Raw genomic sequence first — 24,975 nt, 5'->3', positions numbered from 1 at the left:
AAGGATCTCATCGAAATATACCGAAAGCCATCGTAAATGTAGTCGGCTGTATCAATACGCTTTTTTGATGTTATAGTACTATTACACAAAGCATTACAGGAGGAATTGAATATGGGAAGGATGTGGCGCGGTGGGTATCGCCGCTTCCATCCGATAGGAGATCGGGTGGAAAATGAAATGGTTGATGTGTTCGATGTGGGGCAGCCGATATGCGACCTTGATATGGAATACGGGATATATAAGGTCCCTGCTAAAGAAGTCATACCGTACAGGATCTATCCGGTGCTGTCGCCGGCCTGGAAGGCTGACGGCTATGACGAGCTGGGGATCATCTACGATCGCTATCTCGATCTGCTTGTCACCTACGTCGTCGAGGGTGAATCCGAAACGGACGGCTACGCGGCCGCAATCGTGACGTATGACAATCTCGATACATTCGACTTGCCGAGAGGGAAGCTGTTCGAATATGCATCCCGCAACCTCAAATCGGATATACGGATCGGCTTCACCGGCACAACGGGGCAGCTCGCTATGTTGGAGATCGGTAGGCTGAGCGGGGGAGTGGGAGGCGCCTCGGCGCTGCTCTTGTCATCAGTATGGGAGAGTGCCGCCAAATTACTCGGCACGGAGAAGATCGCATTCTTCGCATTGAGTAACTGCGAGCTCATGGCATTAGTTGCGGAAGAGCGGATAATTCATGCCTTGAAATCCGGTCTCTTCGATGCGGCAAGGGAATCAGTCCCAGTTGAAGAGTATTTTCCGAAGAGCATTTACGGGATCGTGTCGGATAAATCGGGCTATTGCCTTCATCGGTTTTGAAAGGTGCGATATACCTTGGGCGCTCGAACATACGGTTGCCTTTCGGCTGCTATAGTGCTATAATACTAGCATATTGCATTAACGGAAGGAGGATACGTATGGAGGAAAATAGCTTTCAGGTCGCTTTGCGCTCGGCCCTGTCTGAGCTGAAGGACGGGTCGATGCTCGAGTTGAGCGAACGTGACCCCGGCTTCCGACAAAGTGAGATGGAAGAGCATCTTGCGGAGCAGGATTGGCTCAAGATCTCTCATGAGATTCCGAAGGAGCTTCGGGATGTGACGGATCGCTTTATCCGCGCTGTCCGCGTCCATGCCTGCGACCAGGTCGATACGGCCTATCTTGCCGGTATGCGTGACATGATGAAGATCGCGGCGGCATTCGGGCTCTATGAGATCGATCCCGACGATGTCTTGCCGGCGCGACAGAGGAAGTAGACAAACTGCCTATACTATGCTATAGTAGTATTGTTTTCGAAGATTCCTTCGGGAATCACCTTGTTGGCCGGTATTCCTATCTACCGGCATCAGCCTATTTTTATACAGGAAAAGAAGAAGATTGCGGTCTCTCTCCGCAGCCTTCTTCTTTTTTTATTCGCAAGCGCTTGCGAATTTTAACGGGTGGATTCATCTTTCATTTCTTGAATAGAGCGCATGTATTCTTTTCTTTGTTCAACCTATGGATTGGCGGCATAGGAGACCTGTCTATTTCGGCGGTTGCAAATACAAAGAGGCTTGTGTATAATAGTATCAGAGGCGAGCTTAGAGTAGTATTCGGGAAACTGGATCCCGGCCAAACGCTCTAGGTCTCGCCCTTTTTCTTTGTCTTAATATTCACGTTTGAAAACGGCTTATAGTAAAAAAAGAGGGGCAGATGAAACTCCATCTGCCCCTCGTTCAGTCACTTCAGTCGATATCCGCTACGACCGGGCGCTCATGACACCGTCGTAGCCGCTCCAAGGCCAATCGACGTAGACCGTCGTGTTGCCCTTGATGGTCGCCGAGAGGATCGGGGACCCGCTGGCGGCCGCGGTAGCATATACACCGGGGGTGCTGGATACGCAGCGCGTCTTCCCGGCATCCTCGCACCAAGCGGACCACGGACCGGCAAACGTCAGCTTCGTCCCATACTTAACGATTTCGTCCTGTGGGTACAGGGCTGCCAGATCAAGCGCGGTGCCAAGGTCGGCGTCCGTCGACCAGTTATACGAGGTGTCCAGCACGCTGCTGCGGGTGGTCGTATCGTATTTCACCGAGCAAGGGTTGTAACCGTACAGCTTCAACGAAGTGGCAAGCTCCTGCGATTCATAGGGCTGCGTGTACTCCGGATCCGTGTACCAGCAGACCAGATCGAGGCAGTTGTCTTTCTGACCGGCGGCAGTCGCATCGGGATTCACCTGATAGGTCGTTCCCATCTCATACTCTTCGTCGAAACACGGATCGGTTTCACCGTCGACATAATAGAACACCTTGATACCGACAGGAGGCGGAGGAGTCGACGGCACGGGCAGAGCTTCCAGGCCCTTCGAACTGTCGCCCTGATACGCATCGACGATCATCTTGTGCCCATCGAACCCCGACGTGTCATCGAGGTTGAGCGCGAGCATCGCCTGTGCCGTGAGATAGCCACCCGAATGGGAGTTTTCCGGGATAAACGAATTGTCCTCGGCGAACTCTCGTGCCAGCTTGGCACCGCGCGGCTTCGGGATGGCGAATACCTGGATACACTTGATAGCTCCCTTGCTGCCGGATGCATCATCCGAGCCGCACAGCTCCGCATCATCCTGAGAACCGCCGTTGGAGTGGAAACGCTCCGTCCAGCCCTGCCCATAGATGAAGGCGCGATAGGCGATATCGTATTCCTTGGCGATATCTCCTTCAAGCCAGATCTTGATGCCGGTAATGCGGTTGCTGACGCCGCCCTTGCCAAGTTCCTCGCCGTCGCGGCAGACATCGGACCAAGAGAAATCGCCTGAATTTTCGATGCCCATGCATCCGGCGTAGCAGATTGAACCGAAGTCAGCGTTGTTCTCGATGAAACCGGTGCCGTACTTGATCCTCAACTTGAAGGACTCAACGAAGAAGTTAGTGTCGCGAACGGGGTATCCCGCGCCAGCATAGGCGTCACGCCAGATCTGATCGCCGCAATTTGCAAGATGGCACCAGCTGCTTAACGTAAAGGCTTCAGGATACTTGTTTTCGGCAAACGGGCTTTCCCTCTCGTCTTTCATCCAGTACCAGCGGTACAGGTATTTCACCGAACCGGTGCCAGCCATATCATAGGGCGTGCATGTCTTTGACGGGTCGATGACAGAGATCGTCTTACCGGGCTCGACACGCTCGGCATCGAGCGAGATCGTGCCCTTGAAGAACACTTCCTCGATACGCCATTTATGGGCCTCATTCGACCATTCGGAAGCGTGAATACCGTTGGAATGCAGTCGGACGATGGTTCCTTCGCCGGTCTTGCCGTCGGCTCGGTCGAATGCGAAGCCGGAAGCGTCGCTGATAATGTTGTACCTGCCGTTCTTATCGACACTCTTTGTGACCCAGAATCGACCGGCGATTGTATTGTCATCCCCGTAGAGTTGGAGCGTTTGAGTGGAAGAAGGCGTGGTGCGGTTTCGGGCGGCTTGCTCTAGATAGCCTCTTCCTCCCGATGCGTTGAGCACACGACTGAAACCTTTCACATGCGCCGGGAAGATGGTAAATGTGATACCGCCACGTTCATCCATCGCGCCAAGGCCCATGATGAAATTGCGCTGCGTATAATTCGTTCCGCTTCCGTCCGCACCGTAAAGATGGACGAGCGTGCCGGAGGACTGTCCTGCGGAATCGACATCCAGACATTGATATCCGCTTTTGACGGCATCCGGAACGATCGCGACGATCTTGCCGAACAGGGACATGTCCTGGTCGAGGGTAATTTTATCGATTTTTGCGTGAATATCACTGCCCATGAAGGAATCAGAGTTACTTGTAAATCCGCTAAGAAAAACTCTGTCAGGTGTAGTCCAGTTATTAACGCCTCCGCTCATGACGTTATAAACATAAACTCCAAGACCGAAATAGGCGTCTTGAAGACCATTGTTCCGCTTATAGAGGTATGTCGGGGAGTCGTATCCCAAATCGGACCAGCCAGTAATGCTCCACCAACTTCGATTTCCGCCACCGAGGTTTTCGTTTGAGAAAGCGAAGTATTTATTATCTTCCCAGTCAGTTTCTTGACTACTTCCGGCGATTCCAAGATTGCTCACCCAAAAATGGAGATAGTTATCTTTATATTTGGAAAGCCAGATTCGCTGACCGGTTGAAGTGTTTACATCGCCGCATTTTGCTTGGACGTGAATCTTAAAAATATCATAGAGCTCATCCGTAAAAATCGATTCGACGTATACCCTGAAGGAGACGCAAAGCCATTGGCTTGCATCCCAGCTATATCCGACCTGCCAGCACCAGGTTTTAGATGTAACACCGATATAGTTTCCACCATGATGGACAACAGATCCATTTCCTGAACCGAACCAACCTTTTTCGTTCGGAGGATTTCCGCCCGGACAGGTTGCTCCGAACGCTAATTTGGGCATCATGAGCAATGCCAACGCCGCTGCGCCGGCTTCGAGTACACGGCGGCGGGAGAGTGACTTATCATCACTTTCAGCAGAATTATCCTGTGGGATGAGTTCCGCATTGACGTGGGCGATCTCGTTACTTTTTTCCATTGGATCGTTCAACTCCCTATTCGTCATAACCGGTTTCTTCGTAGTTATCTTGAACGCACAATTTTAATGTGTAGAGGTCAAGGCAGATGATATCGCAGAGCTGGATTACAACTGGCTCAGTGCTCATATGGAAAGCCGGAAGTAAAAAATAGATAGTTGCGACGATACCAGCCGCAAGTGCAACCTTATAGTTATTTTTACAAAACGCAATGGCTGCGAGGGCGAGAATGATTACTGGAATTGCCGGTTGCAGGACAGACCAGACAGAATGCGAAAGTGCAATGTACCTGATAGAAGTTACCAAATTGCCTATAGCGTCCGGCACGGGCGCCACGCTCGCCACGACGGCAGCGAACCCGAAAGCTTCTGCCGAGATCGGGATGACTCTCACCCAGCTTTCTATCTTACCTAGCATGGAACTCCTTTTCATAGAAATAGCTATAGTTAAATTTCATTATATATCTTGCGGTCCGCTTTGAATCGATCTGCTGCAACATGATTACCATATTTTTAGTATCGTCACGCAAATATGGGCGGGGAATCCATCTTCAGATTTCCCGCCCATATTTAGTTACCATAATGTGTGCGACATTCAGCTATTTGTATATTTCCATCTTTCTGTCGATACACTATTCGGTTCTTCTCGTCTATTCTTCGGCTCCACCAACCGGATAGGTTTCCTTTTAATGGTTCTGGCTTTCCGATTCCTTCATAAGGAGTCCTCTCTATCTCTTTTATCAAGGCATTGATTCTTTTCAAGGTCTTCTTGTCCTGTGTCTGCCAGTATAGATAGTCATCCCATGCATCGTTATCCCATAAGTTACCCATATTCCCCTTCTAATCGATAAGATCATGGGGGCTCAGTTTTGCCTCTCCGTTCTCAATTCTGTTCACCACGCTGTTCAAGTGCTCCATATTTGATTTGGAAAAAAAAGGATCGGCGGTCAATTCGAAGGGGATGCGCTGCTCGCGCACCACTGTTTTCAGAAAGATCGTGATTGCCGTCGACATACTGAGTCCGATTTCGTCGAGAGTCGTTTCCGCGTTCTTCTTTACGTCGTCGTCGATTCTTAAACTAATTTGTGCCATGTTTATTTCCCCTTTCTTTGATACTATTATATCATATTGTATATTATATTTCAAGCAGTTTGCTATACAATTGCTTTTGTACTTGCAAAAATATAGCCCGGGGTGCAGTGAGAGCACTCCGGGCTTTCGCTTTGCCTAATCGCCTCGTCTACATGATTTCCATGAGCATGCTTGCGGTCGGAATGATGAGCGGGGGAAGAATGAGGACGAGCACGGCGATCAGGAAGAACACCAGCGGGACAGCCATCTTCGTCGAGAGCTTGTTAATCTGCGCGGTCAGCGCATCGTAACGCGCCTTGCGTGCAAGCTTTGCCTGAGATTCGAGGACGCCTGAGATCGAGGTGCCCTTTCTGGTCGCCTCGATCAACGCCGCGCAGAAATATCCCATGAGCGGTGAATCGCATCGGCGGCGCATATGGTCCAGGGCATCTACGCGGGACACGCCGAGATGCGAAATTTCCATATCGGTACGCGCGAACTCTTCTGCCAGCGGACCGAGCGCCTTGTTCTCGGCAAGCTGCCTGAATCCACGCTCCACGAGCACGCCGGCTGAGACGGAGATGGTGAGCAGTTCCAGTGCCGGCGGCAGATAGCGATCGATCTCTTCGCCGCGTTTCTTTCCCGCATGCGACAGCCAGACTCCGCAGACCGCCCATCCGCCGACGGCACCGATGATTCCGACCAGGAGTGCCATCGCGATTCCATATCCGCCCACGAGGGCGGCACCGGCGAGCATGATAGCGGTGAAGATTGTGATCCCGAGAGAGATGGCACGCCAGGTCGATGGAATGATCTTTAACCCTGCCAGGTCGAGCTTGTTCTGCAGCTCTCGGGATTCCGACAGCTTGAGCGGGATGACCTTTTCGAACGCCTCTCCGGCACGGTCGATTGCCTCGGCGATCTTCATGCGCTGCGTCGGTTTGGCGTGCAGCCCCTTACGGGCGGCGATGGACATCCTGGCACGCGCTAGCGGCTTGCGGAAGGGCTCGCCGGCGAGAACATATGTCATACCGCCGGCAGCACAGGCGAACAGGAGCACGAGGAGATATTGGATATTCATTTCGATTGGCTCCTATTCCACGTCGATGTCTGCCATTTTGTAGATGATGACGGAGCCCGTTGCCGCAAATAGCACCACGACGATCAGCACGGGAATGCCGAGCGGGTCCTGCGTATAGAAATCATATGCCTGGGGGATGCCGACCATAATGATTGCGAACAGGATGAGCAGCATCACGATAAGCGCCTTCATGGATGCAATCACGGATGACGTCTCCGATTCGATATGTCGACGGAGCGACAACCGGGCGTCGATGGTGTCTCCGATGCGCTCGAGCGAGTCGGCCAGCGATCCGCCGACCTCCTTGTGCGAGGCCACGGCGGCCTGCAGGAGGACAAGGTCCTTGCTGCCGGTTCGTTTCGCCATGTCATCGAGCGCGGCGACGATATCGCCATCGATCTGCATCGCACCGGCGCAGGCCAGGAGTTCGGATTTCAGAGGGTCGTCTGAATTCTCCCCGACAGAGCGCAGGGCTCTTTCAATCGAGGATCCGGCACGCATGTTTTCCGCGACCATGGGAAGCGACCGCGCCAATTGCTCATCGAATCGTGCTTTACGGCTCTTTCCGCGGGAACGCACCCACAGCTCGGCAATCAGGGGTCCGATAAGAGCGAAACCGATTCCGATAAGTCCAAGGGCCATGAATCCGATGAGGGCGCCCGCTCCCGCGAGCAAGACAAGGAGGATGATCCATATCTTGCCGTCGACTTCAATACCGGCTTCCGCAAGACGTGGAAGGGGCGTGGAGACTTTTTGGTCCTTATCGTCCGACTCGCCGGTTCTAATGGCAGTCGAATTCCTCATGCGGCGTACATCGCCGGCAGCCGACAGCCCGCAGAACAGGGAATAGAGGCCGACGGTGATGGAAAGCAATAGGAAGAAAACGCTCAGCATCATGATGATGACAGCAGGTTCCATTACCAGACACCGCCTTCGAACCAACGGGGGTCGTACTCCGCGCCCTCGTCGAGGATCTTTTCCTTTAGACGCGCCGGCTGGTATCCAGTGGCAACATGCCTGCCGTTTTCCGGCGAGCCCTCCCAGTGGAACAGTTCGTTTCGGGTCACGTTACCGTCGGAAAAGCCCTCGACGGCTGTGATGGACTCGATACGGCGGTAGCCGCCCCTCCAGCGCTTCACCTGCACGACGACATCGATCGCGGCACCGATCTGGCGGCGGATTGCTTCCATGGTCATGTTGCCCTGACTCTTCAGGATCATGTTCTCGATACGCGTGAATGCACCGGCGCAGTCGTTCGCATGGATCGTCGTGAGCGATCCGTCGTGACCCGTCTGCATGGCCTGAAGCATCTCGTAAGTCTCATCGTCACGGCACTCGCCGACGACGATACGGTCGGGACGCTCACGGAGTGCGCCGACCAGGAGCTCATGCATCGTAAACTCGCCCTTGCCCTCTGAGTTCGGTGGGCAGGCGACGCGGGGGATCACGATGCGCTGTTTCAGCTGCAGCTCTCGCGTATCCTCGATGGTCACGACGCGCTCGTTATAGCCGATGAAGGCGGAGAGTGCGTTCAGCATCGTGGTCTTGCCGGAACCGGTGCCGCCGGAGATGATGAAGTTCGCACGGGCCTGGACGGCCGATTTGAGGAACATGTACATAGGCTCGCTCATGGCACCGCGCTCCAGCAGGTCCTCAGCGGTTAGCTTGTCCTTGCTGAATTTACGGATATTGAGCGACCAGCCGTTGGGGGAGACCTTCGGGTGGGCTGCGTGCACACGGGAGCCGTCGGCAAGGGTGGCGTCCATCTCGGGAAACGAATCGTCGCAGCGGCGGTTCGCCTCCTCGGCGATACGTCCGATAAGCCGACCGACCTCATCATGCGAGACGAGGTCGATACCGGGGCAATCGACGATCTGGCCGTCCACTTCGGCGCGGGCGACCGGCGTGATAAATGTTCCATTCGGCTCGACGCCGACGGGATCGATGAAGATCTCGGCAACCTTGGGATCGTCCTGCAAAGGCTGCAGGGGACCCAGACCGATGAAATCGTCAATGGTGCTTTTGATGATGTAGCCGATCCAGTTTTCGTCGGAGATACCGAAATCGGCGCACACTTCATGGGCGACACCGTCGATCTGGGTCGGAAGCGCCTGACGGTCGATAGAGCCGCCGTCGGCCATGGTCACGCCGAGCAGGTCGCGCATCTCCTGGCGGATGCGCTCCTTGATCCTGAGAACGGTTTCGTCTGCCATGGGCTACTCACCGCTCTCGGTGGTATCGGCAGAAGAGGGCAGGGTAAGGGTAAGGCCACCGGCGGTGCGGATCTTGCCTGCCTGCTCGGGCGTGACTTCGAGCGTCACGGTGCTGTATCCGTCAGAGGAGCCGCTACCAGAGCTGAAGTTTCCGTCGAGGGCGGCGATGCGCACGGAGTCGGCGATGACGGTGAACCCGTCGCCGCCGAGGGAGCCGTCGTTGGGCTGGATGACCTTGACCCTGTCGTTTACGCGGAGCATGCCGCCCATGCCGGACTGGGCATCGACGGAGATGGTCACGGCCTCCATGCCGTCCCCGATCGCGGCGGCAAGGGACTCAGGGTTGTCCTTGCCGGCAGTCGATGCGTTGGTGAGCTGGGAGCCCTTGGCGATGTACTGGGTTGCGACGCGGCCGACGGGAGTCTTGGAGGAGTCGTCGATATCCTTCTTGGTAATCGCGCCGTCCGCCACCGTGCTGTTCGGAACGGAAACGAAGGCGAGGTCGCTTGCGGAGATCTCGTCGCCGGCGTGGATGGTCTTCGTGGCAGCGACGATTTCGGTGGTGCCGGAGAACGCTTCTGCGATTCGGTTGTTGGCGTCGATCTCCGATACGACGGCGACACCTCCCGCGAGGACGGCGATAACAGCGAGACCGGCGGTGACCTTCTGCAGGCGGGAGACCTTCACGGCAATCTTCTCCATGCCCGTGAGGCTCGGACCGTTGGGGGACGCGGCGCCACGGCGGCCGGCTGCCCTCTTTTGGACTTTCGCTGCCTTGGCTTCTTCTTTGGCCTTCTTCTTCTCGGCCTTGCGTTCGGCACGGGACGGCTTCGATGGCTTTGCAGGCTTCTCGCGCTTCTTTTTCGGCTCCTGTTCCTCAGCAGGTTCAGGATCGGTAAAGAAGCTGGAGGATTCCATCTCGTTGACGGGAATGTACTTGTCGGTCTCCTGCGGGGGATTATACGGAAGGTGCGAGTCCTGATGGTACGCGGTTTCCACTTCTGGCTGGGATGCGGTGGCATCCTGTGCCGGAAGCGTGGCAGTCGTGTCGGGTGCCGGCTGACGATACGGATTTACGGCAGGGGAGGGCTGGTCGTAGACCGGATGCGGCTCGGGTGCCGATGCAGCCGGGACATATGCAGGCGGCTCATAGGGGGCGGGGTGCTGCGCTGTAGGTGCCTGAGGGTGTTGCAGAATCGGCTCTTGAGCCTTCTCGGCAACCGCATCGGGCGTCGGTGCGGCATATGCCGGCATAGCCGGAACCTGCGGCTGATAGCAAGGTGCGGCAGCCGCGACCGGTGCCGGCTGGACGGGCTGCTGGAACATGCCCGGCTGGCTGGCGGCTTGAGGTGCGGGAGGCTCGGGCTGCGGAGCCTGTGCAGACTGCGCGTCCTGCATCGCCTTGTAGGATGCGGCGTGGAGATTCGCGATCAGGGCGGCTGCATCGCCTGCCGAAAGCTCGCCTGAACGGACTTTCGCGAGGATCGCATCGGTATCGTTGGTGTCTGGCATGGTGTTCCTTTCTCGCTTTCCTGTGTAGAGATGCCGTCAGACACGCGGCATAGCAAAAGGATATCAGGCATTGGCACATGATGTCGCCTGATATCCTTTCATTTTAGCTCATCGGGAAGGCTATTTATTGTTCGTTGCCTGGTTGACGGCTGTTTTCATCTCGTCGATCACTTCTTGCGGAAGCTCTTTTGTGGACGTGTACTCTTCGTATTCGGGGGTGTCCGAACCGGCTTTGAAGGAATACTTTCCGTTACCCGAATCCGCCGGTCTCCATGCCTTTCCCGCAGTGTAGGGGACGGCATGTGCCGTGACGTGCGATCCAATGGGGATATTGAAATCTCCGAGCGAATAGGTCGCAAAGTATCCTTTCAAGGACGATTTCGTCTGGATGCCCCAGGCCCACGCGCGTTTGCTCTGGGGGACGGCCGAGGAGGGGGCTTCATAGAACCAGACCTCCACTTCGCCGTTGAACCCGTTGGCACGCAGGGACTTGACGGCCGCGGTCGCGATTGCGAATCCGGGGTCATCGGAGTTCTTCGCGACAAGGAGGTTCTGCGACGCCATGGTGGCGTCCCTGGCTGCGGAGCAGTCATTTGTCTGGGCGTTCTGCTGGTCGAGGGCTGCGGAGAGTTCGAATGCGAAGCCGAGTGCGATGAGGAGCACGAGCATGATGATGACGTTCAGGATGCTGATTGCGCCGGATTCGCTGCGGACGCGCGTCATCGCGACACCTCCATTTTCTCGGAAACCGGGACCTCCACTTTGATCGTTTTCGACATCTTGATACCGTCGAAGCTGCCGACCGAAATCAGGGTCGGGACTTTATAGTCGACGGTCGATTCGAGAAGTGCCGTGGTGCTTGATTTCGAGATGGTCGTGATTCCCGTGGAACCGGAATCGGTGACGGTGGCCTCATCGGACCTGTCCGTATAGGAGACCTTGGAGTTCGTCACGGTGATATTGTCCTTGACGATACCAGGCGTGTTCGATGCGAGTTCGTCCTTTACCGCCTGGTTTACGTTTCCGGATGCGATTGCGGCGGAGAAATCGGATTTCATCGCGGCCGACTCGATTGCGGCGCTCATCGCGGTGCCCTCATATGCTATCAGGCAAACTTGGATAAGGCAGAATGCGAGGACGATGAGCATGGGGAGGACGATGGCGGCCTCGAGGACTTCCGCGCCTCTTTCAGAATGGGTCCTTACCACGAGGACGCACCTCCTTCCACCGTTGCATCCTTTAACTCCACGGCGTTGGATTCGATCGTCATGCCGCCTCCGAACCCTCCGGCGGCATAGATCGCATCGCCGAGGACGGTCTGTGGCTGGATGGTCACGGATACGGTCGCGGTGCATTTCCGGGTTGAGACATTCGACTCCCTGTCCGTATAGGACGATCCGTTTGAATCGGGAATCCGGTGCGTGTACGCTTCCCTCTCGGCATCCGAGACGTCTGTCTCGATCTTCATGTTTTCAGCGAAAAAAGAGGAGGCGGCATTTACGGCTGCCTCCTTAGCTGATGAGGCATCGCCGCTGGGGTTTACGGCGAGCTCTCGGGCGGCTGCATGGGCGGCGTTGTCGACAGCGGTTGTCGCCGCCGAAATCTGGCCGAATTCCATGGCAGCCATGGCAAAAATCAGGAGGAACGGGACACCGAGCGCAAATTCGATGATTGCGGCGCCCGATTCGGACTCCGGTTTCTTGAAGATGCCTTTCACGTCCTGTTCCTCCTTGGTTGCAGAATTCTCGATTCTCGGAACAAATACCTTAGTAGTATGGTATTATGCTATCAGAGAGAAAGGAGGTTTACTTGCCGCCGGCGCCGGGGTTTTTGCCGGGGTCGATCTTGTTGGCAGAGTTGCCGGCGGCGGTGCGGGCCTTGTCGAACCACTGGGTGATGGACGTGCCGGTCTTGTCCATCTGGTCGCGCATCTGGTTGCCGAAGGCGATCAGAGCGGCGCCGATCACGACGGCGACGATGGCAACGATGACGTACTCGACGGTGTCGGCGCCGCCGGCGATCTCACCGGCATAGACGCGATTGCGGATGGAATTCATGGGAATTCTCCTTCCTTTGTGTTCATTCGGACGGTTACAGAAACTCTATTCTCAGTTGTCCCTCGCAGATCGGCTACCCCTAACTTCTCTGCGGGGGACAGCGGGATAGACTGCTACATGATACACCCAAGGGGCACGCCGGTGCAAAGCCAGACGAGCAGGAAAGGCCCCATGGGTACGCGGCTTTTAAGGGTGATCTCTTTCGCACGGTAGCGGGGGATGTAGTTGGCGAGCATGGCGATGCACATCGCGCCCATGCCGTATACCGTGCCGTGGAACCCGCATGCCGTCGCGATCGCGGGGACGAGCCTGCGGTCGCCGGCACCGACTGCATCGGCGCCGCCGGTGATGCGGAAGAGATGGTTGGTGATGGCGAAAATCGCATAGATTCCCACACCGCACAGCAGGTTGCCGATCAATCCGCTTACACCGCCGTGCCCGAACGCCGTGAGTGCGGCGAGAGGGTACGTGGCGATAGACAGACCGAAGGGCAGAACGCGCGAGCGCTGGTCGCACATCGCGCCGACCGCCGTGACGAGAATCGAGGTAATCCCGCCGAGAAGAAAGAGCAGCGGGGAGTGGAGGTTGCCGGTCATCCCGACATAGCAGGTCGCGGCGGTACCGAGACCGACGGCAAGGGAAAGCATGGCGGCGGTCATCTTGGAGACCGGTGCGACGTAGCGGGCACGGTACTCCTCGACGGTCTCATAATCATCGAGATTCACGCCGTCTGGCATGCGGCTGCCCGTCTCGATAAGCGCCTCGACTTTCTCACGCATGAGTTCCTTGGTGCGGACGAGCCTCATGGCATCGAGCCACCAAATCGCAAGGTCCCGTTCCTCGCGTTTCTCGGCGCGTTTGCTCGGCTCGCGGTCGGGATTCTCCGCCTTGAACTTCTTGTAGACCTCAAGGTTCTCATCCCACCAGGAAAGGATCGCATCGCGCTTGCGGGCGAGGATGTTCCCGCTGATGGACGGGAGGGCGAGGCTGCACACGCAGCCCGTCAAGCCGCCTGCGACGATTGCCGCGACAGGTGACTTTGTGAGCATGCCGAGTGCGATAGTAAGGGTTTCGCTCGCGGCGAGGACGGCGACAGGCGTCGCGTCATATGCCTCCCCACAAGAGGGCTTCATGGTTTCATTCATAAACACGCACTTTCCTTTTGGTGTTTCTCTTGGGCTATTATACTGACTTCGTCTCATAATTCAATGCGCAGATGTCGCGAAATTATTTCTTATCAAAACCGTCGTAAAACCCCTGGTTTCAACTACGGGGAGTGTCAAGAATCTCATCGAGCAGGCCGACGAGATCCCGTTTTACAGCTGGGGATACGGGCGGGCTTACACCGAAGGTGGTGAAGTCACCGTTCTTGAGGACGGCTATATCGATAACTGCGCTGACGGACCGGACGAAGATTATTATGACCGTGACGAGTTGTTTTCCCTTATCGGCGACCGTTATGACGCAAAGTATCCTGTGAGCTCATCCAAAACGGCGGATCGCAGCCTGGGACATAAACAGGAAGTCAGCCGCAACGCTTCCGAATTGCTCAATGACGGGAAACAGGCTATAGAGACTTCACTCCAGGAGCATTAACTGGAGAAAGGCATATGGAGTCATACCGGGGAAGTCCCTTGCACGGGTTAACGTGCGGGGGACTTCCCCTCTTTTGGAAGATCGTTCTTTATGCGTTCAGCGTCGAACTGTTTACAGCAGACCTTGCATTTCATGGCTTTGGAATTCAGCCCTTGTTGCATCTTGAACCCAATGGCATCGAGGATTTCCTGTTCCGTGCACCGTGAGATATCGGAAACGGCGGCGATCGTCGCGCCGCATCCCGGAAGCTCGAGTTGCTTGGGACCGGTGAGGAGTCGATGCCCGATCGGTCCTTTCCGGTCGATCTCGGTAACTTGGAGTGCGCCGTCCTGCCTGGTACTCCGTGTCAGAACCGAATAGTATTTACTGGAGTCTCCGCAAAAACAGGCGAGGTCAAGGTGACCTGACAGGACGGCGTTATAGACTTTCTCGCCGATTTCCCTGTTTTGGAGATAGAGTTCTTTATACCTATCGTTTTTGGGGTTCTTAAGTCGGGCGGTCGCGGCTTCGTGCAGGGAGGCCAACCTGTAAGTTTGGATAACCGGACGAGCACTCATCGGAAATCACGCCCATCAAAGTTTTCTAAACCTACGCGGTTGCGCGCGGCTTCAAGCTGTTTGCTGCCCTCCCTGCCGATGGCAGCCTTTTCCTTCAGGCTTCGATCGCCCTTCTGTTCAAATCCAATCGCCTGCAGGATGTCCCGTTCATTGCATTTCGAGATGTCGGGAACGGCGGCGAGGACGGCACCGTATCCCGGGAGATCGAGCATCTTCTGGTTCGTAAGCCGGCGATGTCCGATCGGTCCCTTGCAATCGATATCCGTGAGTTGCAGGGCACCTTCCTGTTTCGCGCTACGCGTAAGGATGGAGTAGAAGCGGCCGTTTTCCGTTCCGCGGAAAGCTACGAGGTCAATTTTTCTATCAAGAATTGCGCTGTACAATCTGTCACCGACCGCGCGGTTCTTTTCATACCATTCTTCAAACCGGGTATCATCCAAATCGAAATATCCGGCGAGCGCTACCTCATCCAGGCGCAACAGCTCATACGTTTCAATTCCGCTTCGATTCATCACCGCGCATCACCCGAAAGGCAGGAAGCGCCCTTTACTTTGTTTGCTTGTCTTAAGTTGTCACCGATCACAGCTAAATCCCCCATTTCTTTATTTTTCTTTGTAAGATTCTACCATCTCTCATCAAAAAAGGGGCACCCATAGCCGGATGCCCCAAAGAGAAGAGTGCCAGAAAAATCAATCAGCGAGCCCTGGCGAGCGGATCATAGGTGCCGTCAGGCACCGCATGAATAGCGCATTGCCATGCGAATCGCTGGCATATCGATTCGGCTTGCAGGTCTAGCCGACAAGCGGCCTATCGGCCATAGCCGACAACTTGGCGTATAGGTCGAGCTCGACGGAGATTGCCGTCTCACCGTAGGCGATGGCCTGGAACATGCGGTACCGCTTCAGCCCCAGGTCCTCCTCGACAGTCGCGCCGTCGGCCTCGATCTTGTCATAGGCAGCCTTGATCGAAGGCATGCCCTGGTCCTCGTTATGGCTGATGTCATTCTGCAGAAGATCGACGAGACCCTGCATACTCATCGAATCGCCGCCCTGGCGATAGAGCAGGCAGACACACGCATCGAGAAGCATGGCGCGAGCCGTCGCGAAAAGATCCCCGCTTTTCTTGATGACATCTGCATCCAAGCCATGTGAGATGCACCCTGCCAGCACCAAGGCGTCCTCCTGGCAGGAAATGAACGAAAACGGGTTATAGTTCATAGTCAAACCAACCGTAGTTTCCTCGCTCTTAACGGCTTCGGTCTTTTCTTCCATAATGAAATTCCTTTCTATCGATCTCCGGCTTCAGCTTGAGCATCATTTACTGACTGCATTGTGGTCAATTGTATCAAACCGATCGCGGAAGCCAACGTCGCCCATTTAGACTAGAAGCACCAAGCGGGGCAGACGCAAGGGTCGGCGCTCGCATTCACGCCGTACGACGGAATGCCGTTGTTGTAGACAATTCTAACCCCGAACTAGCCTTTGTGCTTCTTCCCCTTGAACTCGGGGAATTTCATATCAAGCGACCAGGTCTCGCGATTCAACGTGAGATACGCGTCATAGGTTCCATCCCCGCTTTTCTTCTTGATTCCCTTGATGAGCGATGTCTTTCCTTTTTCGGCGATTTCCCTGCCATTCTTGTCGGTGAGCTTCTTCGGCTTATCCTTTGGCCCGACAAAACGGTAGATGGAAAAGTCGCAGGTTCCGTCTTGGGAGAAGACAGCTTTCCCATCTTTCTCGCCTGTCTTCTTGAAATGCACACCGGCGCAGCGGAACTGGTTTTTTGTCGCATAGAGGTCCCTGCCGCATTTCGGGCACTTGCCGATTACGATTGCGTGCCCGTCACTCAGTTTCATACCGTCCAGGGCACCGATGTTATCCTGCATTGCCCTCATATCATGTACAACCATATCGGTGACGGTATTGATGACATCGGACGGTTTGCGTGAAAACCGTCCCACCTCGTTCATGGATTCGAACAGCTTCTCGGTGACTTCCGGTGAGGCGATATGGCAATTCGCCAGTAAGGCGTAAGATACCTCGCCGCACTTCGTCATGGTGAGTGCGCCCTTGTTTTCCTTCATGAGGGCGCGTTCCTCATTGGCGGTGATTTCCGCAAGCGTGCTGGTTCTGGTGGCGCCGGTACCGACGTTATATTTCTCAAGCTTCTTCGTAAGCCATTTCATTGTCGGTTTTTGCGGGCGTTTGTTGGCTCCTTCGTGCACATACGGGGAGGCGACCTTACCGAACTCGCAGGCGTTCTCTGTTTCCTCCCCTTCCGCTTTCTCGGTAGAAGAGGAGTCCGAATCGAAGATCGCCTTGAACCCCGGTTTGATTGGGATCTGGGTCTGCCCGACATATTCGGGAAAATCCCTTACATAGCCTTTGACCAGCTCATATTCATAATCTTCGGCGAGTATCGCTAGATAGTTCTTGGCAAGTACGGAATAGATCGCGGAACCGATTCTTCCGTAACCCTTTTCAAGTTCGGCAAGGGATTCGGGCACATTGATTCCCGGTCTGTTCGCGCCGTGCGCCCCGCCTTCCTTGACGTGTGTCTTCCTTGCGGTGCGATGGGAGAGCAGTGACGTATCCACACCGACCACTCCGGCAATCTTATCGACAAGCGGAAGCAATTCGCCGAATTGCTCCGGCGTGACCTCCTTATCCTCGGTACGCGGGTAGCTTACGATCTGGTTTTCGTACATCTCCTGATATGTCTTCAGGACATTTGCCGGCTTGAACCCCTGCTTCGCGAGGATAGCGGACAGGCCGGCGAGGTCGAGGAGCTTTCCGGGGGCAGTGTGTTTCTTCGCCCTGGAATCCTCTACGACAGCGCTGTCGTGCAACTGCGAAAGGTCTACCTGATCGGGGCTATCGAACCGGATATCTTCGGGGTCGTCGGTCTTTCTGGCAAAGATGTTGCCGTTTTCGTCTTTGAAACGCGCCTCGTAAAACGGCTTGCGGACATATTCGTTATAGGCTTTCAACTGGTCGCCGGTCAGTTTGACCATGACCGATTTCAACCGGCCCTGGCGTACGACCGTTCGGAACCCCTTTTTTCGCGCTACGAGTGTTGCCGCACGGGTGAACTGCATGCTCGCGAGATCCCAGCGCTCGCGGACGACTGCCTTCACATAGTCGCCGTCCTTCTCCATAGATGGAAGGGTCTTGCGTTCCCTGAAAGCCTTCTGCACGCTTGCCGGCGCCTCGTCGGCAAAGTACATACGCTTGGTCGGACCTCTCCAATCGCATTTCTCCAAAGCCTCCCAGGCGAGCAGTTCGCCCTCGCCGGACGGGTCGACATCCGTTGCGATCACGACGCAATCGGCCTCTTTCAGCTCATCTTTAAGACCGGAAATGATGTCCTTGCATCCGCTTAGGATCCCCTTCTTCCATGCAAAATCGTTGAGATTCCACGGCAGATTTTCAAGATCCCAACTCTTATAGAACTCGACCTTTTCAGTAGGAACCTGTTTATCGGGAGGCAACAGCCCCATAACGTGTCCGCGCAGATTGGTAATTTTATATTCAGTTCCGGCATAATTACCGGTTTTTCCACCCAATGCTTTTGCAAAATTTCGTGCAGCGCTAGGCTTCTCGGCAAGAATCAATTCCATTATTGCTTTCCTTTCTAAAAGACTCTCACAACGATAACGTTTTAATGCTCAGTTTTGTCAAAGGAATCTATTTGCCAATCTGTTCGTTCGTTAGAAAGAGCTTTTGACGCCTGGCGTAAATCATGGTTTCGCTCTGACAGGCGTTGATGCGCACTTGGTTTTTTGATATTGCCGAATGCTTCTCGGTGAATATCAGAAAGATTTGAGATCATTTTCAATCGATAGTTGGGATCTAGTAAGGTTGTTTCAACAGTCTCAACAGGAAGCATCTTTTTCATTTCCTGCAGGAATTCATTGCTGTTAATGAATTCTGGGATATTTTTGATGGTGTTCTCCAAGTTACTTTTGTATTCTTGGGAATCTGTTTTGTAATCAAGAATTTTATATTCAAGTAATGGGAAAGTAGCTGGAGTAATATCCGATTTTTCTATCATCCAGTTCATATCCCAAAGATCTCGCCATCTTGTATAACTGGAAGCAGAAAAGGAGAGCAGTTTATCAGCCATGATTTCATCGCAGGATTCAACGTGAATCTTTAAATCAGGAAATTCCTTAAAGAACTGCGGGTAATGGCAGATGGCGTTTTTCGTGAGTGATGTATGGGCTCCGATAGAAGCGGCTTCCAATTTAATTTTCTGCAAAGGAATATCTCGCTGATTTGGATTTAGATCATATTTGACAAACCATTTAGCAACTTTCGTCTGATTTGAAACGTCATTTCTATTCCAAATGCTGTCTTTAGGTTGCTTAAGACTGACCTCACCATTGCACTGTTTAATGAGATTTTCATTGATAAGCGAGTTTAATTTTTCTGCTTGGTAAAAGTCTAAACCGACAGAAAAATCAAGGTCTTCACTATATCGTGGAGCACCATAACAAAGACGCAGCGCGGTTCCGCCTTGAAATACGAGGGATGTATTCTGCATCTGGGGAATAAAGGAATTGAGCAAGTCTATATGAAGGAGTTCTTTTTCAATAAAAGGAATGAGAGATGAAGAATCAACTCTGAAAGCTTCTTGTTGAGCAAAATCTCTGACTTGAGGAAGAGCGGAAACGTAAAGCATAATGACTCCAAAAAAATAAGCAGGAAGATGCACACTAGAGTACATCTTCCTGCTTATCAAGAAAATCCCAAGTATCGTCGTCTTCGCAAGGATAATATTGGATATTTCCGTCGCGACAGCCATGGTCTTTTTCGTATTGCTCTCTTAAAAGATCAAGGGAACGTTTTGTTTTTTGTAAGTCCCGATATGTTTGAAGTTTGTCTGCAAGCGGAATCCTTCCCATCGACGACCTATCGATGGTTCTTGGTTTCTCATCTGTTTTGCTGTAATGAACGAAATCGATGCTTCCGTAACCCGTGTTATACCATTTTGACTTTCCTGTGGTCATATAGGTTACGACCGTGGGGATCTGTGAAATGAGACTCCATGCTGAAGCAGAGGACTCAAGGCTTTCATAGAAGGAGTCATTTGGTCGGATTTTCTTACCAATCAAATCTAAAGTACCGAGTCCTCCGTATTGAGAAAAGCGAAAAACGTATACATTATGGTATGCACGATTCAAAATGTTTTCTTTAATAAGTGACTTCAATGTTCCATTCAATTTGCTGCCGGTTTCATTAAAAAGTTCTGACAGCTCCTTTTTAGTGTAAACATGAGTAAATCGCCCATCATTGCGGGCAAGTTTTTTCATAGCGTCGATAGTACGCATCTTATCACCTGCTTTCAAAGTATATTATATCATATACTTTGATTAAGTAAAACTCGTCTAACCGTAAAAGAAAGCAGGAAGCCGACTGAAATCAGTTTCCTGCTTCTCTTAATTGTAGATTGATGTTTCAATTAAAAAATTGTTCAGCCTTAATCTTTAATGACTCGGATTATCGTGCACGGAACTAGCTTGATGCCTTTCGTTGACCTTGTCGGCAACGGCCGTCTTTGCATCCCTGACGGCAGCGAGAGAGCGGTCATGTTTACTGTTCTCGGCGAGCTTGTCACGGGCTTGTTTCCCGAGCGTATGCCATTGGGAAATGTCGCATTTCGTGCGTTTGCCGGCCAGCTTGGCATCGATTGAGTCTTTCATATCCGAAGCCACGATTGACGCGAATTCCGGGCTGATCGGTACCGCGATGTGGCTTTCATCGACAAACGCCGCGTCCATTGGGTCTCGGGGATCCGATTTTTGAGACAGATGGTCACCTGGGTCAATGATAAGGACATCCATGATGATCTGCTGAGGTTTCTGGGATACGGCGATTTCTTCCAGCTTTCCGAGCTGCTTTGCCGAGATCGCCGTATCCACGGAGATGGCGGTGTTTCCCCTCGCCGATGGATGCCACGCCTGATATTCCTCACGCGACATTCCGGGCCTATATCCTTGCGGGACGATCAGGCGGCCGTTCTTTTCCTCTAGCATACCGGAGGTAAACAGGGTCGCTTCGCGCAGGAGGTTCTTTTCCGCGAGATTGCGGAAGGTGGTTACCCGTGCGAAATTATCCATCGCTTTCTGAACGGGCTTCTCCAGGGATCCAAGGCACTCGAGAATATACTTCGCGGAGGGATCCGGGTCTTTTAGGTCAAATTCCACATCCGAGAAATACTTGCCGGTCTCTACGCCCTCATGGAAGTCCCTGATCGAGTCGATTCCGTCTTCCCCGATGAGGTTCGTGAGTTTTGAATAATTCTTTTCGACTGCTTCCGCGTAGCCGGGATGCTGTGGATCGGTTGTCAGTCGCAGCCCATCATACGCGTCGATGATGTTCATTACGACAGATGTCTTATCTGCTTCAACGGGCAGATAAGTGTATTTGAAATGTTCCGCGTTGCCCGCATAGGAGAGCTTTACATCGAATGCGGGCCCTTTTTCGGAATCTTCGATAGTAATATCCAGATCGAGGTTCTTATAGACCTGGAGCGGATGGGGCATCTTCACGTAAGCCAGCAGTTCCGGCACCAGGCTGCTCTTTGGATAGTTCCCTTCCGACAGCCATGCGATAAGCGACGGCATCTCGCCTTTGAGTTTACCGATCAGCCTTTGCGTCGTTTCAGGCGAGAACGGATCGTCCGTTTCGTTCCATTCAGCCAGCGCATTGTGGATGGCGGCGTTCTGGATATGGTTATCGGCCATCTGAGCCACATCGATCAGTACGTTTCCATCGTTGTTTAAGACATTTACCAGGCCAAGCGTGTTCATTTCTTAATTCTCCTTTTCAATGGTTTTACTGCGAATCGCGGTTGTCGTCGTCATATCTGAGAGTGATGTTGCGCGGTCTATCCCTATCTTGCGCGAGCCTATTTCGCCTGCTGTCCGCGACCTTGATATGCATGGTGCGGTTAAGGGAATTATGTTCCCTTTCGCGATCGGACAGCTTCGGATTTATCTCCGCTTTCATCTTGCAAATATAGGATGAAGGTATTATAATATCCATTGAAAGAGCTGCAAGCGCCGGAGGGAATCGTGTCCCACCATAGCGGGGTAGCTCTTTTTCCATTTGTTCATATTTCTCAGAATCGATATACAGGATCTTTTCCTCGTTTGCAGCACGGGCGAGATATGAAGTGAAGTTGTCACGTCCGTAAAGGCTGGCTATCACGTTGCTGCAGCCGTTATCGTTCGTCTTGGTTCCATATCCGTTTGGGAAAAAGTATGCGATGACCGGGACGCCGTCAGGGTCGTACATATCGAGTACGGCGGCGACGCCTTTGCCCTCAAACGATCTACCGTTTACCGTATAGTTCGGCTGGTCGAAAACGACTACCGGCTCTTCGAGCTTTTCCGGAAGCGATTTGATTTGCTCGATGGTAAGCCCATGTTGATGGTTGTCAGCCTCTTTTGGGGCGATTGCATTCCTGAGATGTCTTTGCGTATAGATGAAGGGCAGGTTGTCGAATCCGGCTCTCCTGAATACATACGGTGTGTTGGGTCGGGGTTCCAGAACGGCGTGCGGTGACAGCATGCCGCTCAGGCTTGCATCGACATCGTAACCGAAATCCAGATATTCCGAACACTGTATCCCATATTGTCTGATTGCCTTGACGTCCATTTCAGGCAATTCGTCTCCTCTGAGCAAAGCGGAGAGAATCGAGTCGTTGATCGTTCTTTCCGCTTTCGGGCGCTGGATCGAGGATTCGTATTCGCGAATCGTTCGCGCAGCGTTAAGCGTATAGCCATCCATATCGTTCCTCCCCTGTAGCTCGACGGCAAGTTCTATTTTTCCTGCATGTCTAGTGCAACCGCATCGTTTTTGCGATCGTCATTCACGTGGACAGCCTGCTTCGCTTTTGCATCCTTTACATCGGAAAGTCCACGGTGGGAATCGGACTTGATACTTTTATATTCCGCACCGATTTGGTCCCAGACGATTTCATCGAGATCGGACTGTCCACCGGACTCCCAGATGTTTTCACATGCGTTATCGCGGATCTGGATAGCTTCGTCGATCGTGATATCGGGATATTGCCTCAGTACGGCGTCCGGGCTTACGGAGATAAATACATCATCTGTCGGCGTCGCGAGTACGTCGACACGTTTCCCGAGCGCAGCGAGCATCTTTTCCATATCATCTGATGACAGGTAGCGGAAATACTCAGCCGCGCAATCGAGGAAGAATTCCTTCATCTGGTCGAAATCATCGAGATCCGGCACACAGAGGTCCGGATCATCGAACGGGATTTTCTTATAGTCGTCCATGTTGGTTCTCCTTTGCTTATTTTGTAAGGTCCTGTGGAACTTCCGCATGCTCATGCTGGCTGTTCAAGGCACTTGCCGCGCGTCCGATATCTACAGACCGTCCGAGCGGGCTTCGCTGGGACCGTTCCGCTTTGTCGAACCACTGGTTGACGGTCATGCGCGTGAACTGGGTGGTGGTACCGGCTCGAGCGCAGAGTTTCGCAGAGCTCTGGAGCCGATGGAGAATCGGCTCCGTGACGGCAAACGGGCGGCCTCCGGGGTTGAGGTCCCAGCAGTCTTTTGGAAGCCCCTCTGAACCGTTCTCAATCGGTTTGGCGTGCATGATAGCGTCTTCGGTAAGCTCAAGGTTCTCCACACACCAGTTATGGTCGTCGACGCATTTCTGTGCGGCAAGGCAGGCGAGGGTGTCGGAAAGCGAGCCATGCGGGGCGCTCGTCCAGTTGTAGCCGAGACGTTCAGCTGCCATGGAGAGCGGTTGGTATCTATGTCCCGTATTTGAGTTTCCGAAGGCATCCATGAATTCTTGCATGGTGTCGATGATTACGGCATCGGGGTTGATGATGGCACCGGCTGCCTTCAGGAAACCGATATCGAAGGCTACGTTGTAGCCAACAATCTCGTCGGCGATACGGGCGAGGATGCGGTAGATTTGTTCCATATAGGCATCGATAGTGGTCAGGTGTTCCACGTCATCCGGGGAAATGTGGTTCACCGCCTGGGCTTCCGGCCACTCCTTCTTGTGTTTCGGCTTGAACCTCTCATCGAAGAGAAGCCGTCCGTTGGCATCTACGATAGTGAGCGACAGGATCTCGTCGCCGTCCTCGGGATGCAGGCCGGTGGTCTCCGTATCAAGGTAGACGCGGTTAGGATTGTTACCGCTCATGACTACTTTACCTCCTTGTCTTTTGCAATATCGTTCCTGTCGACGTTTCGATCCGCATCGAGACGCCCCGACGACTCTCTTGCATTGCAGGTTTTTTCGGAAACGCTCTTGTTTTTAGACGGTTCCTTTTTGCAGGTGCCAACATAGTGCCCGGCGCCCACACCGGTGATGACGAAGTCTTCCCCGTTGTCTTCCCTGCCGATCATGTCCACGAGTTCATTCTGAGTATAGCCGGAGAACGTAACGCTATCGTCGATGGCAAGTCCGTAGGTGTCCTCGAAACTGAAATTCGTCTCGATAACCTCAGATGGGTCATCCTTCCAGTACATCTGGACAGGCATGATGAATACGCTGATTTCATTTGGTACCTTGTAGTCCTTGATCGCGTACTCCGGAAACGTATCGAGGACGGCATCGAGTTTCCGCGAATCCTCGAAGGTCTTGCCGGCGAGAAGTCCATACTGTTTACCGGAAATATCGACGATGGTCTCGGTGGCGTTCGTCTCGATACCGGAGAGCTCGATCTTCGGAACGAGCGCGAAGTTATAGCCTACCTTCACGGCGACCAGCTTATAGTCGTCGGGGGTATTCGCATCCGTGAATTCTTGCGTGTTGCGCATCTGGGAGATCACGTCGGCGTCAAACGTGAATGCCGGATAGGAGCAGAAACCGGAATGGGAGACGATGCCTTCCACGGTTCCGAGTTCATAGATGGCCTCGATGATTGCCGGGTTGTACAGGTTGTTCATGTCGAGGAAAACAGTTCTGTCGTTCTGACATGGATTGTTTAGGTTGACGGAGATATCTGCCCAGCGCTCTCCGAAATTATCGCTTTCCGGCGTGACGTCGAAAGCGCCGACATAGAGGCTGCCGTTATCGCGATAGCTGTCGCAGACGAGCTCGAGCTTATATTTCTCCCCGAAGTTTTCCACATCGAACGTAACTCCGCGCTTCATGAAATCGGGATCGTTCCAGACGATCTCTCCGTTAGAGTCGATAAGCTCAGGATACTGTTCGCGCACGTTCATGATTTCCTGTTCATCCAGGTAATCCGGACCTGCCTGTGTCATGTAGCACTCGGCGTAATCATCGGCGACAGACGACATCGCCATGCGGTCGATCCAGCCGAACTCATCCTTATGTTCGATGATCTCCTTGGT

26 protein-coding genes are annotated in these 24,975 nt (G+C 53.5%); 2 read left to right on the top strand and 24 right to left on the bottom strand.

Features of this window, described 5'->3' with window-relative positions:
- The first annotated feature begins 111 nt into the window (after window positions 1-111).
- Both DW037_RS01985 and DW037_RS01980 read left to right on the top strand, forming a co-directional pair.
- Window positions 112-819 carry a hypothetical protein gene (locus DW037_RS01985; RefSeq protein WP_118372700.1) on the top strand — a complete coding sequence of 236 codons (708 nt, stop codon included), beginning with the start codon at window positions 112-114 and terminating at the stop codon, window positions 817-819.
- A 98-nt stretch (window positions 820-917) separates the two neighbouring features.
- Window positions 918-1,253, top strand: a complete 336-nt coding sequence (locus DW037_RS01980; RefSeq protein WP_118372699.1) for a hypothetical protein — start codon at window positions 918-920, stop codon at window positions 1,251-1,253.
- Between the two features lie 482 nt (window positions 1,254-1,735).
- On the opposite strand, the gene DW037_RS01975 is transcribed toward DW037_RS01980, so the two are convergent.
- The 24 genes from DW037_RS01975 to DW037_RS01860 all read right to left on the bottom strand — a co-directional run.
- Window positions 1,736-4,537 carry an RICIN domain-containing protein gene (locus DW037_RS01975; protein ID WP_147351993.1) on the bottom strand — a complete coding sequence of 934 codons (2,802 nt, stop codon included), beginning with the start codon at window positions 4,535-4,537 and terminating at the stop codon, window positions 1,736-1,738.
- Between the two features lie 16 nt (window positions 4,538-4,553).
- Complete coding sequence (locus DW037_RS01970) at window positions 4,554-4,952, bottom strand: hypothetical protein (RefSeq protein WP_118372697.1); 399 nt, start codon at window positions 4,950-4,952, stop codon at window positions 4,554-4,556.
- Between the two features lie 152 nt (window positions 4,953-5,104).
- The gene (locus DW037_RS01965) at window positions 5,105-5,365 is read right to left on the bottom strand and encodes a Txe/YoeB family addiction module toxin (RefSeq protein WP_118372696.1); all 261 of its coding nucleotides are present in this window, start codon (window positions 5,363-5,365) and stop codon (window positions 5,105-5,107) included.
- A 9-nt stretch (window positions 5,366-5,374) separates the two neighbouring features.
- Complete coding sequence (locus DW037_RS01960) at window positions 5,375-5,626, bottom strand: type II toxin-antitoxin system RelB/DinJ family antitoxin (protein ID WP_118199933.1); 252 nt, start codon at window positions 5,624-5,626, stop codon at window positions 5,375-5,377.
- A 148-nt stretch (window positions 5,627-5,774) separates the two neighbouring features.
- Window positions 5,775-6,686, bottom strand: a complete 912-nt coding sequence (locus DW037_RS01955) for a type II secretion system F family protein (RefSeq protein ID WP_118372695.1) — start codon at window positions 6,684-6,686, stop codon at window positions 5,775-5,777.
- A gap of 12 nt (window positions 6,687-6,698) precedes the next feature.
- Window positions 6,699-7,604: a type II secretion system F family protein gene (locus tag DW037_RS01950; protein WP_118372694.1), complete on the bottom strand. Its 906-nt coding sequence runs from the start codon at window positions 7,602-7,604 to the stop codon at window positions 6,699-6,701.
- The gene (locus tag DW037_RS01945) at window positions 7,604-8,899 is read right to left on the bottom strand and encodes a CpaF family protein (RefSeq protein ID WP_118372693.1); all 1,296 of its coding nucleotides are present in this window, start codon (window positions 8,897-8,899) and stop codon (window positions 7,604-7,606) included. The genes DW037_RS01950 and DW037_RS01945 overlap by 1 nt, the downstream gene beginning before the upstream one ends.
- A 3-nt stretch (window positions 8,900-8,902) precedes the next feature.
- On the bottom strand, window positions 8,903-10,411 hold the full coding sequence (gene cpaB, locus DW037_RS01940; protein WP_118372692.1) for a Flp pilus assembly protein CpaB: 1,509 nt from the start codon (window positions 10,409-10,411) through the stop codon (window positions 8,903-8,905).
- Window positions 10,412-10,531: 120 nt separating this feature from the next.
- Window positions 10,532-11,134 carry a hypothetical protein gene (locus tag DW037_RS01935; protein ID WP_118372691.1) on the bottom strand — a complete coding sequence of 201 codons (603 nt, stop codon included), beginning with the start codon at window positions 11,132-11,134 and terminating at the stop codon, window positions 10,532-10,534.
- Window positions 11,131-11,619, bottom strand: a complete 489-nt coding sequence (locus DW037_RS01930) for a TadE/TadG family type IV pilus assembly protein (protein WP_158571902.1) — start codon at window positions 11,617-11,619, stop codon at window positions 11,131-11,133. Before DW037_RS01930 ends, DW037_RS01935 begins: the two co-directional genes overlap by 4 nt.
- Window positions 11,613-12,128 (bottom strand): TadE/TadG family type IV pilus assembly protein, encoded by a 516-nt coding sequence (locus DW037_RS01925; protein WP_008370654.1) that lies wholly within the window; start codon window positions 12,126-12,128, stop codon window positions 11,613-11,615. The genes DW037_RS01930 and DW037_RS01925 overlap by 7 nt, the downstream gene beginning before the upstream one ends.
- Before the next feature lie 88 nt (window positions 12,129-12,216).
- The gene (locus DW037_RS01920) at window positions 12,217-12,468 is read right to left on the bottom strand and encodes a hypothetical protein (protein WP_118372689.1); all 252 of its coding nucleotides are present in this window, start codon (window positions 12,466-12,468) and stop codon (window positions 12,217-12,219) included.
- Window positions 12,469-12,581: 113 nt separating this feature from the next.
- Window positions 12,582-13,619, bottom strand: a complete 1,038-nt coding sequence (locus tag DW037_RS01915) for a hypothetical protein (protein ID WP_118372688.1) — start codon at window positions 13,617-13,619, stop codon at window positions 12,582-12,584.
- A 492-nt stretch (window positions 13,620-14,111) separates the two neighbouring features.
- Complete coding sequence (locus DW037_RS01910) at window positions 14,112-14,621, bottom strand: hypothetical protein (RefSeq protein WP_118218947.1); 510 nt, start codon at window positions 14,619-14,621, stop codon at window positions 14,112-14,114.
- A complete protein-coding gene (locus DW037_RS01905) occupies window positions 14,618-15,133 on the bottom strand; it encodes a hypothetical protein (protein WP_118218945.1) in 516 nt (171 codons plus the stop codon). Before DW037_RS01905 ends, DW037_RS01910 begins: the two co-directional genes overlap by 4 nt.
- Window positions 15,134-15,412: 279 nt before the next feature.
- Window positions 15,413-15,892: a hypothetical protein gene (locus tag DW037_RS01900; protein ID WP_118372687.1), complete on the bottom strand. Its 480-nt coding sequence runs from the start codon at window positions 15,890-15,892 to the stop codon at window positions 15,413-15,415.
- A 203-nt stretch (window positions 15,893-16,095) separates the two neighbouring features.
- Complete coding sequence (locus DW037_RS01895; protein WP_118372686.1) at window positions 16,096-18,240, bottom strand: DNA topoisomerase; 2,145 nt, start codon at window positions 18,238-18,240, stop codon at window positions 16,096-16,098.
- A 41-nt stretch (window positions 18,241-18,281) separates the two neighbouring features.
- On the bottom strand, window positions 18,282-19,304 hold the full coding sequence (locus tag DW037_RS01890) for a nucleotidyl transferase AbiEii/AbiGii toxin family protein (protein ID WP_158571900.1): 1,023 nt from the start codon (window positions 19,302-19,304) through the stop codon (window positions 18,282-18,284).
- Window positions 19,305-19,338: 34 nt separating this feature from the next.
- The gene (locus DW037_RS01885; protein ID WP_118372685.1) at window positions 19,339-19,953 is read right to left on the bottom strand and encodes a hypothetical protein; all 615 of its coding nucleotides are present in this window, start codon (window positions 19,951-19,953) and stop codon (window positions 19,339-19,341) included.
- Between the two features lie 156 nt (window positions 19,954-20,109).
- The gene (locus tag DW037_RS01880) at window positions 20,110-21,435 is read right to left on the bottom strand and encodes a hypothetical protein (protein ID WP_118372684.1); all 1,326 of its coding nucleotides are present in this window, start codon (window positions 21,433-21,435) and stop codon (window positions 20,110-20,112) included.
- A 25-nt stretch (window positions 21,436-21,460) separates the two neighbouring features.
- Entirely contained in the window at window positions 21,461-22,417 is a 957-nt protein-coding gene (locus DW037_RS01875; RefSeq protein ID WP_118372683.1) for a hypothetical protein, read from the bottom strand.
- 32 nt (window positions 22,418-22,449) lie between these two features.
- Window positions 22,450-22,932, bottom strand: a complete 483-nt coding sequence (locus DW037_RS01870) for a hypothetical protein (protein ID WP_118372682.1) — start codon at window positions 22,930-22,932, stop codon at window positions 22,450-22,452.
- A 16-nt stretch (window positions 22,933-22,948) separates the two neighbouring features.
- Window positions 22,949-23,815: a 3'-5' exonuclease gene (locus DW037_RS01865; protein ID WP_118372681.1), complete on the bottom strand. Its 867-nt coding sequence runs from the start codon at window positions 23,813-23,815 to the stop codon at window positions 22,949-22,951.
- Between the two features lie 2 nt (window positions 23,816-23,817).
- Window positions 23,818-24,975: DUF4313 domain-containing protein (locus DW037_RS01860; RefSeq protein ID WP_118372680.1), on the bottom strand; the 1,158-nt coding region annotated here is incomplete at its 5' end.

This window comes from Collinsella sp. AF39-11AT (assembly GCF_003474585.1).
Classification (GTDB): domain Bacteria; phylum Actinomycetota; class Coriobacteriia; order Coriobacteriales; family Coriobacteriaceae; genus Collinsella.
The sequence above is the reverse complement of the archived record's forward strand: the minus strand, read 5'-3'. Positions and strand labels throughout refer to the sequence as shown.

Excerpts from the sequence above, each read along its gene's own strand:
- DW037_RS01985 (WP_118372700.1), top strand. The coding sequence starts at position 112 with ATGGGAAGGATGTGGCGCGGTGGGTATCGCCGCTTCCATCCGATAGGA.
- DW037_RS01980 (WP_118372699.1), top strand. The coding sequence starts at position 918 with ATGGAGGAAAATAGCTTTCAGGTCGCTTTGCGCTCGGCCCTGTCTGAG.
- DW037_RS01975 (WP_147351993.1), bottom strand. The coding sequence starts at position 4,537 with ATGGAAAAAAGTAACGAGATCGCCCACGTCAATGCGGAACTCATCCCA.
- DW037_RS01970 (WP_118372697.1), bottom strand. The coding sequence starts at position 4,952 with ATGCTAGGTAAGATAGAAAGCTGGGTGAGAGTCATCCCGATCTCGGCA.
- DW037_RS01965 (WP_118372696.1), bottom strand. The coding sequence starts at position 5,365 with ATGGGTAACTTATGGGATAACGATGCATGGGATGACTATCTATACTGG.
- DW037_RS01960 (WP_118199933.1), bottom strand. The coding sequence starts at position 5,626 with ATGGCACAAATTAGTTTAAGAATCGACGACGACGTAAAGAAGAACGCG.
- DW037_RS01955 (WP_118372695.1), bottom strand. The coding sequence starts at position 6,686 with ATGAATATCCAATATCTCCTCGTGCTCCTGTTCGCCTGTGCTGCCGGC.
- DW037_RS01950 (WP_118372694.1), bottom strand. The coding sequence starts at position 7,604 with ATGGAACCTGCTGTCATCATCATGATGCTGAGCGTTTTCTTCCTATTG.
- DW037_RS01945 (WP_118372693.1), bottom strand. The coding sequence starts at position 8,899 with ATGGCAGACGAAACCGTTCTCAGGATCAAGGAGCGCATCCGCCAGGAG.
- cpaB (WP_118372692.1), bottom strand. The coding sequence starts at position 10,411 with ATGCCAGACACCAACGATACCGATGCGATCCTCGCGAAAGTCCGTTCA.
- DW037_RS01935 (WP_118372691.1), bottom strand. The coding sequence starts at position 11,134 with ATGACGCGCGTCCGCAGCGAATCCGGCGCAATCAGCATCCTGAACGTC.
- DW037_RS01920 (WP_118372689.1), bottom strand. The coding sequence starts at position 12,468 with ATGAATTCCATCCGCAATCGCGTCTATGCCGGTGAGATCGCCGGCGGC.
- DW037_RS01910 (WP_118218947.1), bottom strand. The coding sequence starts at position 14,621 with ATGAGTGCTCGTCCGGTTATCCAAACTTACAGGTTGGCCTCCCTGCAC.
- DW037_RS01905 (WP_118218945.1), bottom strand. The coding sequence starts at position 15,133 with ATGAATCGAAGCGGAATTGAAACGTATGAGCTGTTGCGCCTGGATGAG.
- DW037_RS01900 (WP_118372687.1), bottom strand. The coding sequence starts at position 15,892 with ATGGAAGAAAAGACCGAAGCCGTTAAGAGCGAGGAAACTACGGTTGGT.
- DW037_RS01895 (WP_118372686.1), bottom strand. The coding sequence starts at position 18,240 with ATGGAATTGATTCTTGCCGAGAAGCCTAGCGCTGCACGAAATTTTGCA.
- DW037_RS01890 (WP_158571900.1), bottom strand. The coding sequence starts at position 19,304 with ATGCTTTACGTTTCCGCTCTTCCTCAAGTCAGAGATTTTGCTCAACAA.
- DW037_RS01885 (WP_118372685.1), bottom strand. The coding sequence starts at position 19,953 with ATGCGTACTATCGACGCTATGAAAAAACTTGCCCGCAATGATGGGCGA.
- DW037_RS01880 (WP_118372684.1), bottom strand. The coding sequence starts at position 21,435 with ATGAACACGCTTGGCCTGGTAAATGTCTTAAACAACGATGGAAACGTA.
- DW037_RS01875 (WP_118372683.1), bottom strand. The coding sequence starts at position 22,417 with ATGGATGGCTATACGCTTAACGCTGCGCGAACGATTCGCGAATACGAA.
- DW037_RS01870 (WP_118372682.1), bottom strand. The coding sequence starts at position 22,932 with ATGGACGACTATAAGAAAATCCCGTTCGATGATCCGGACCTCTGTGTG.
- DW037_RS01865 (WP_118372681.1), bottom strand. The coding sequence starts at position 23,815 with ATGAGCGGTAACAATCCTAACCGCGTCTACCTTGATACGGAGACCACC.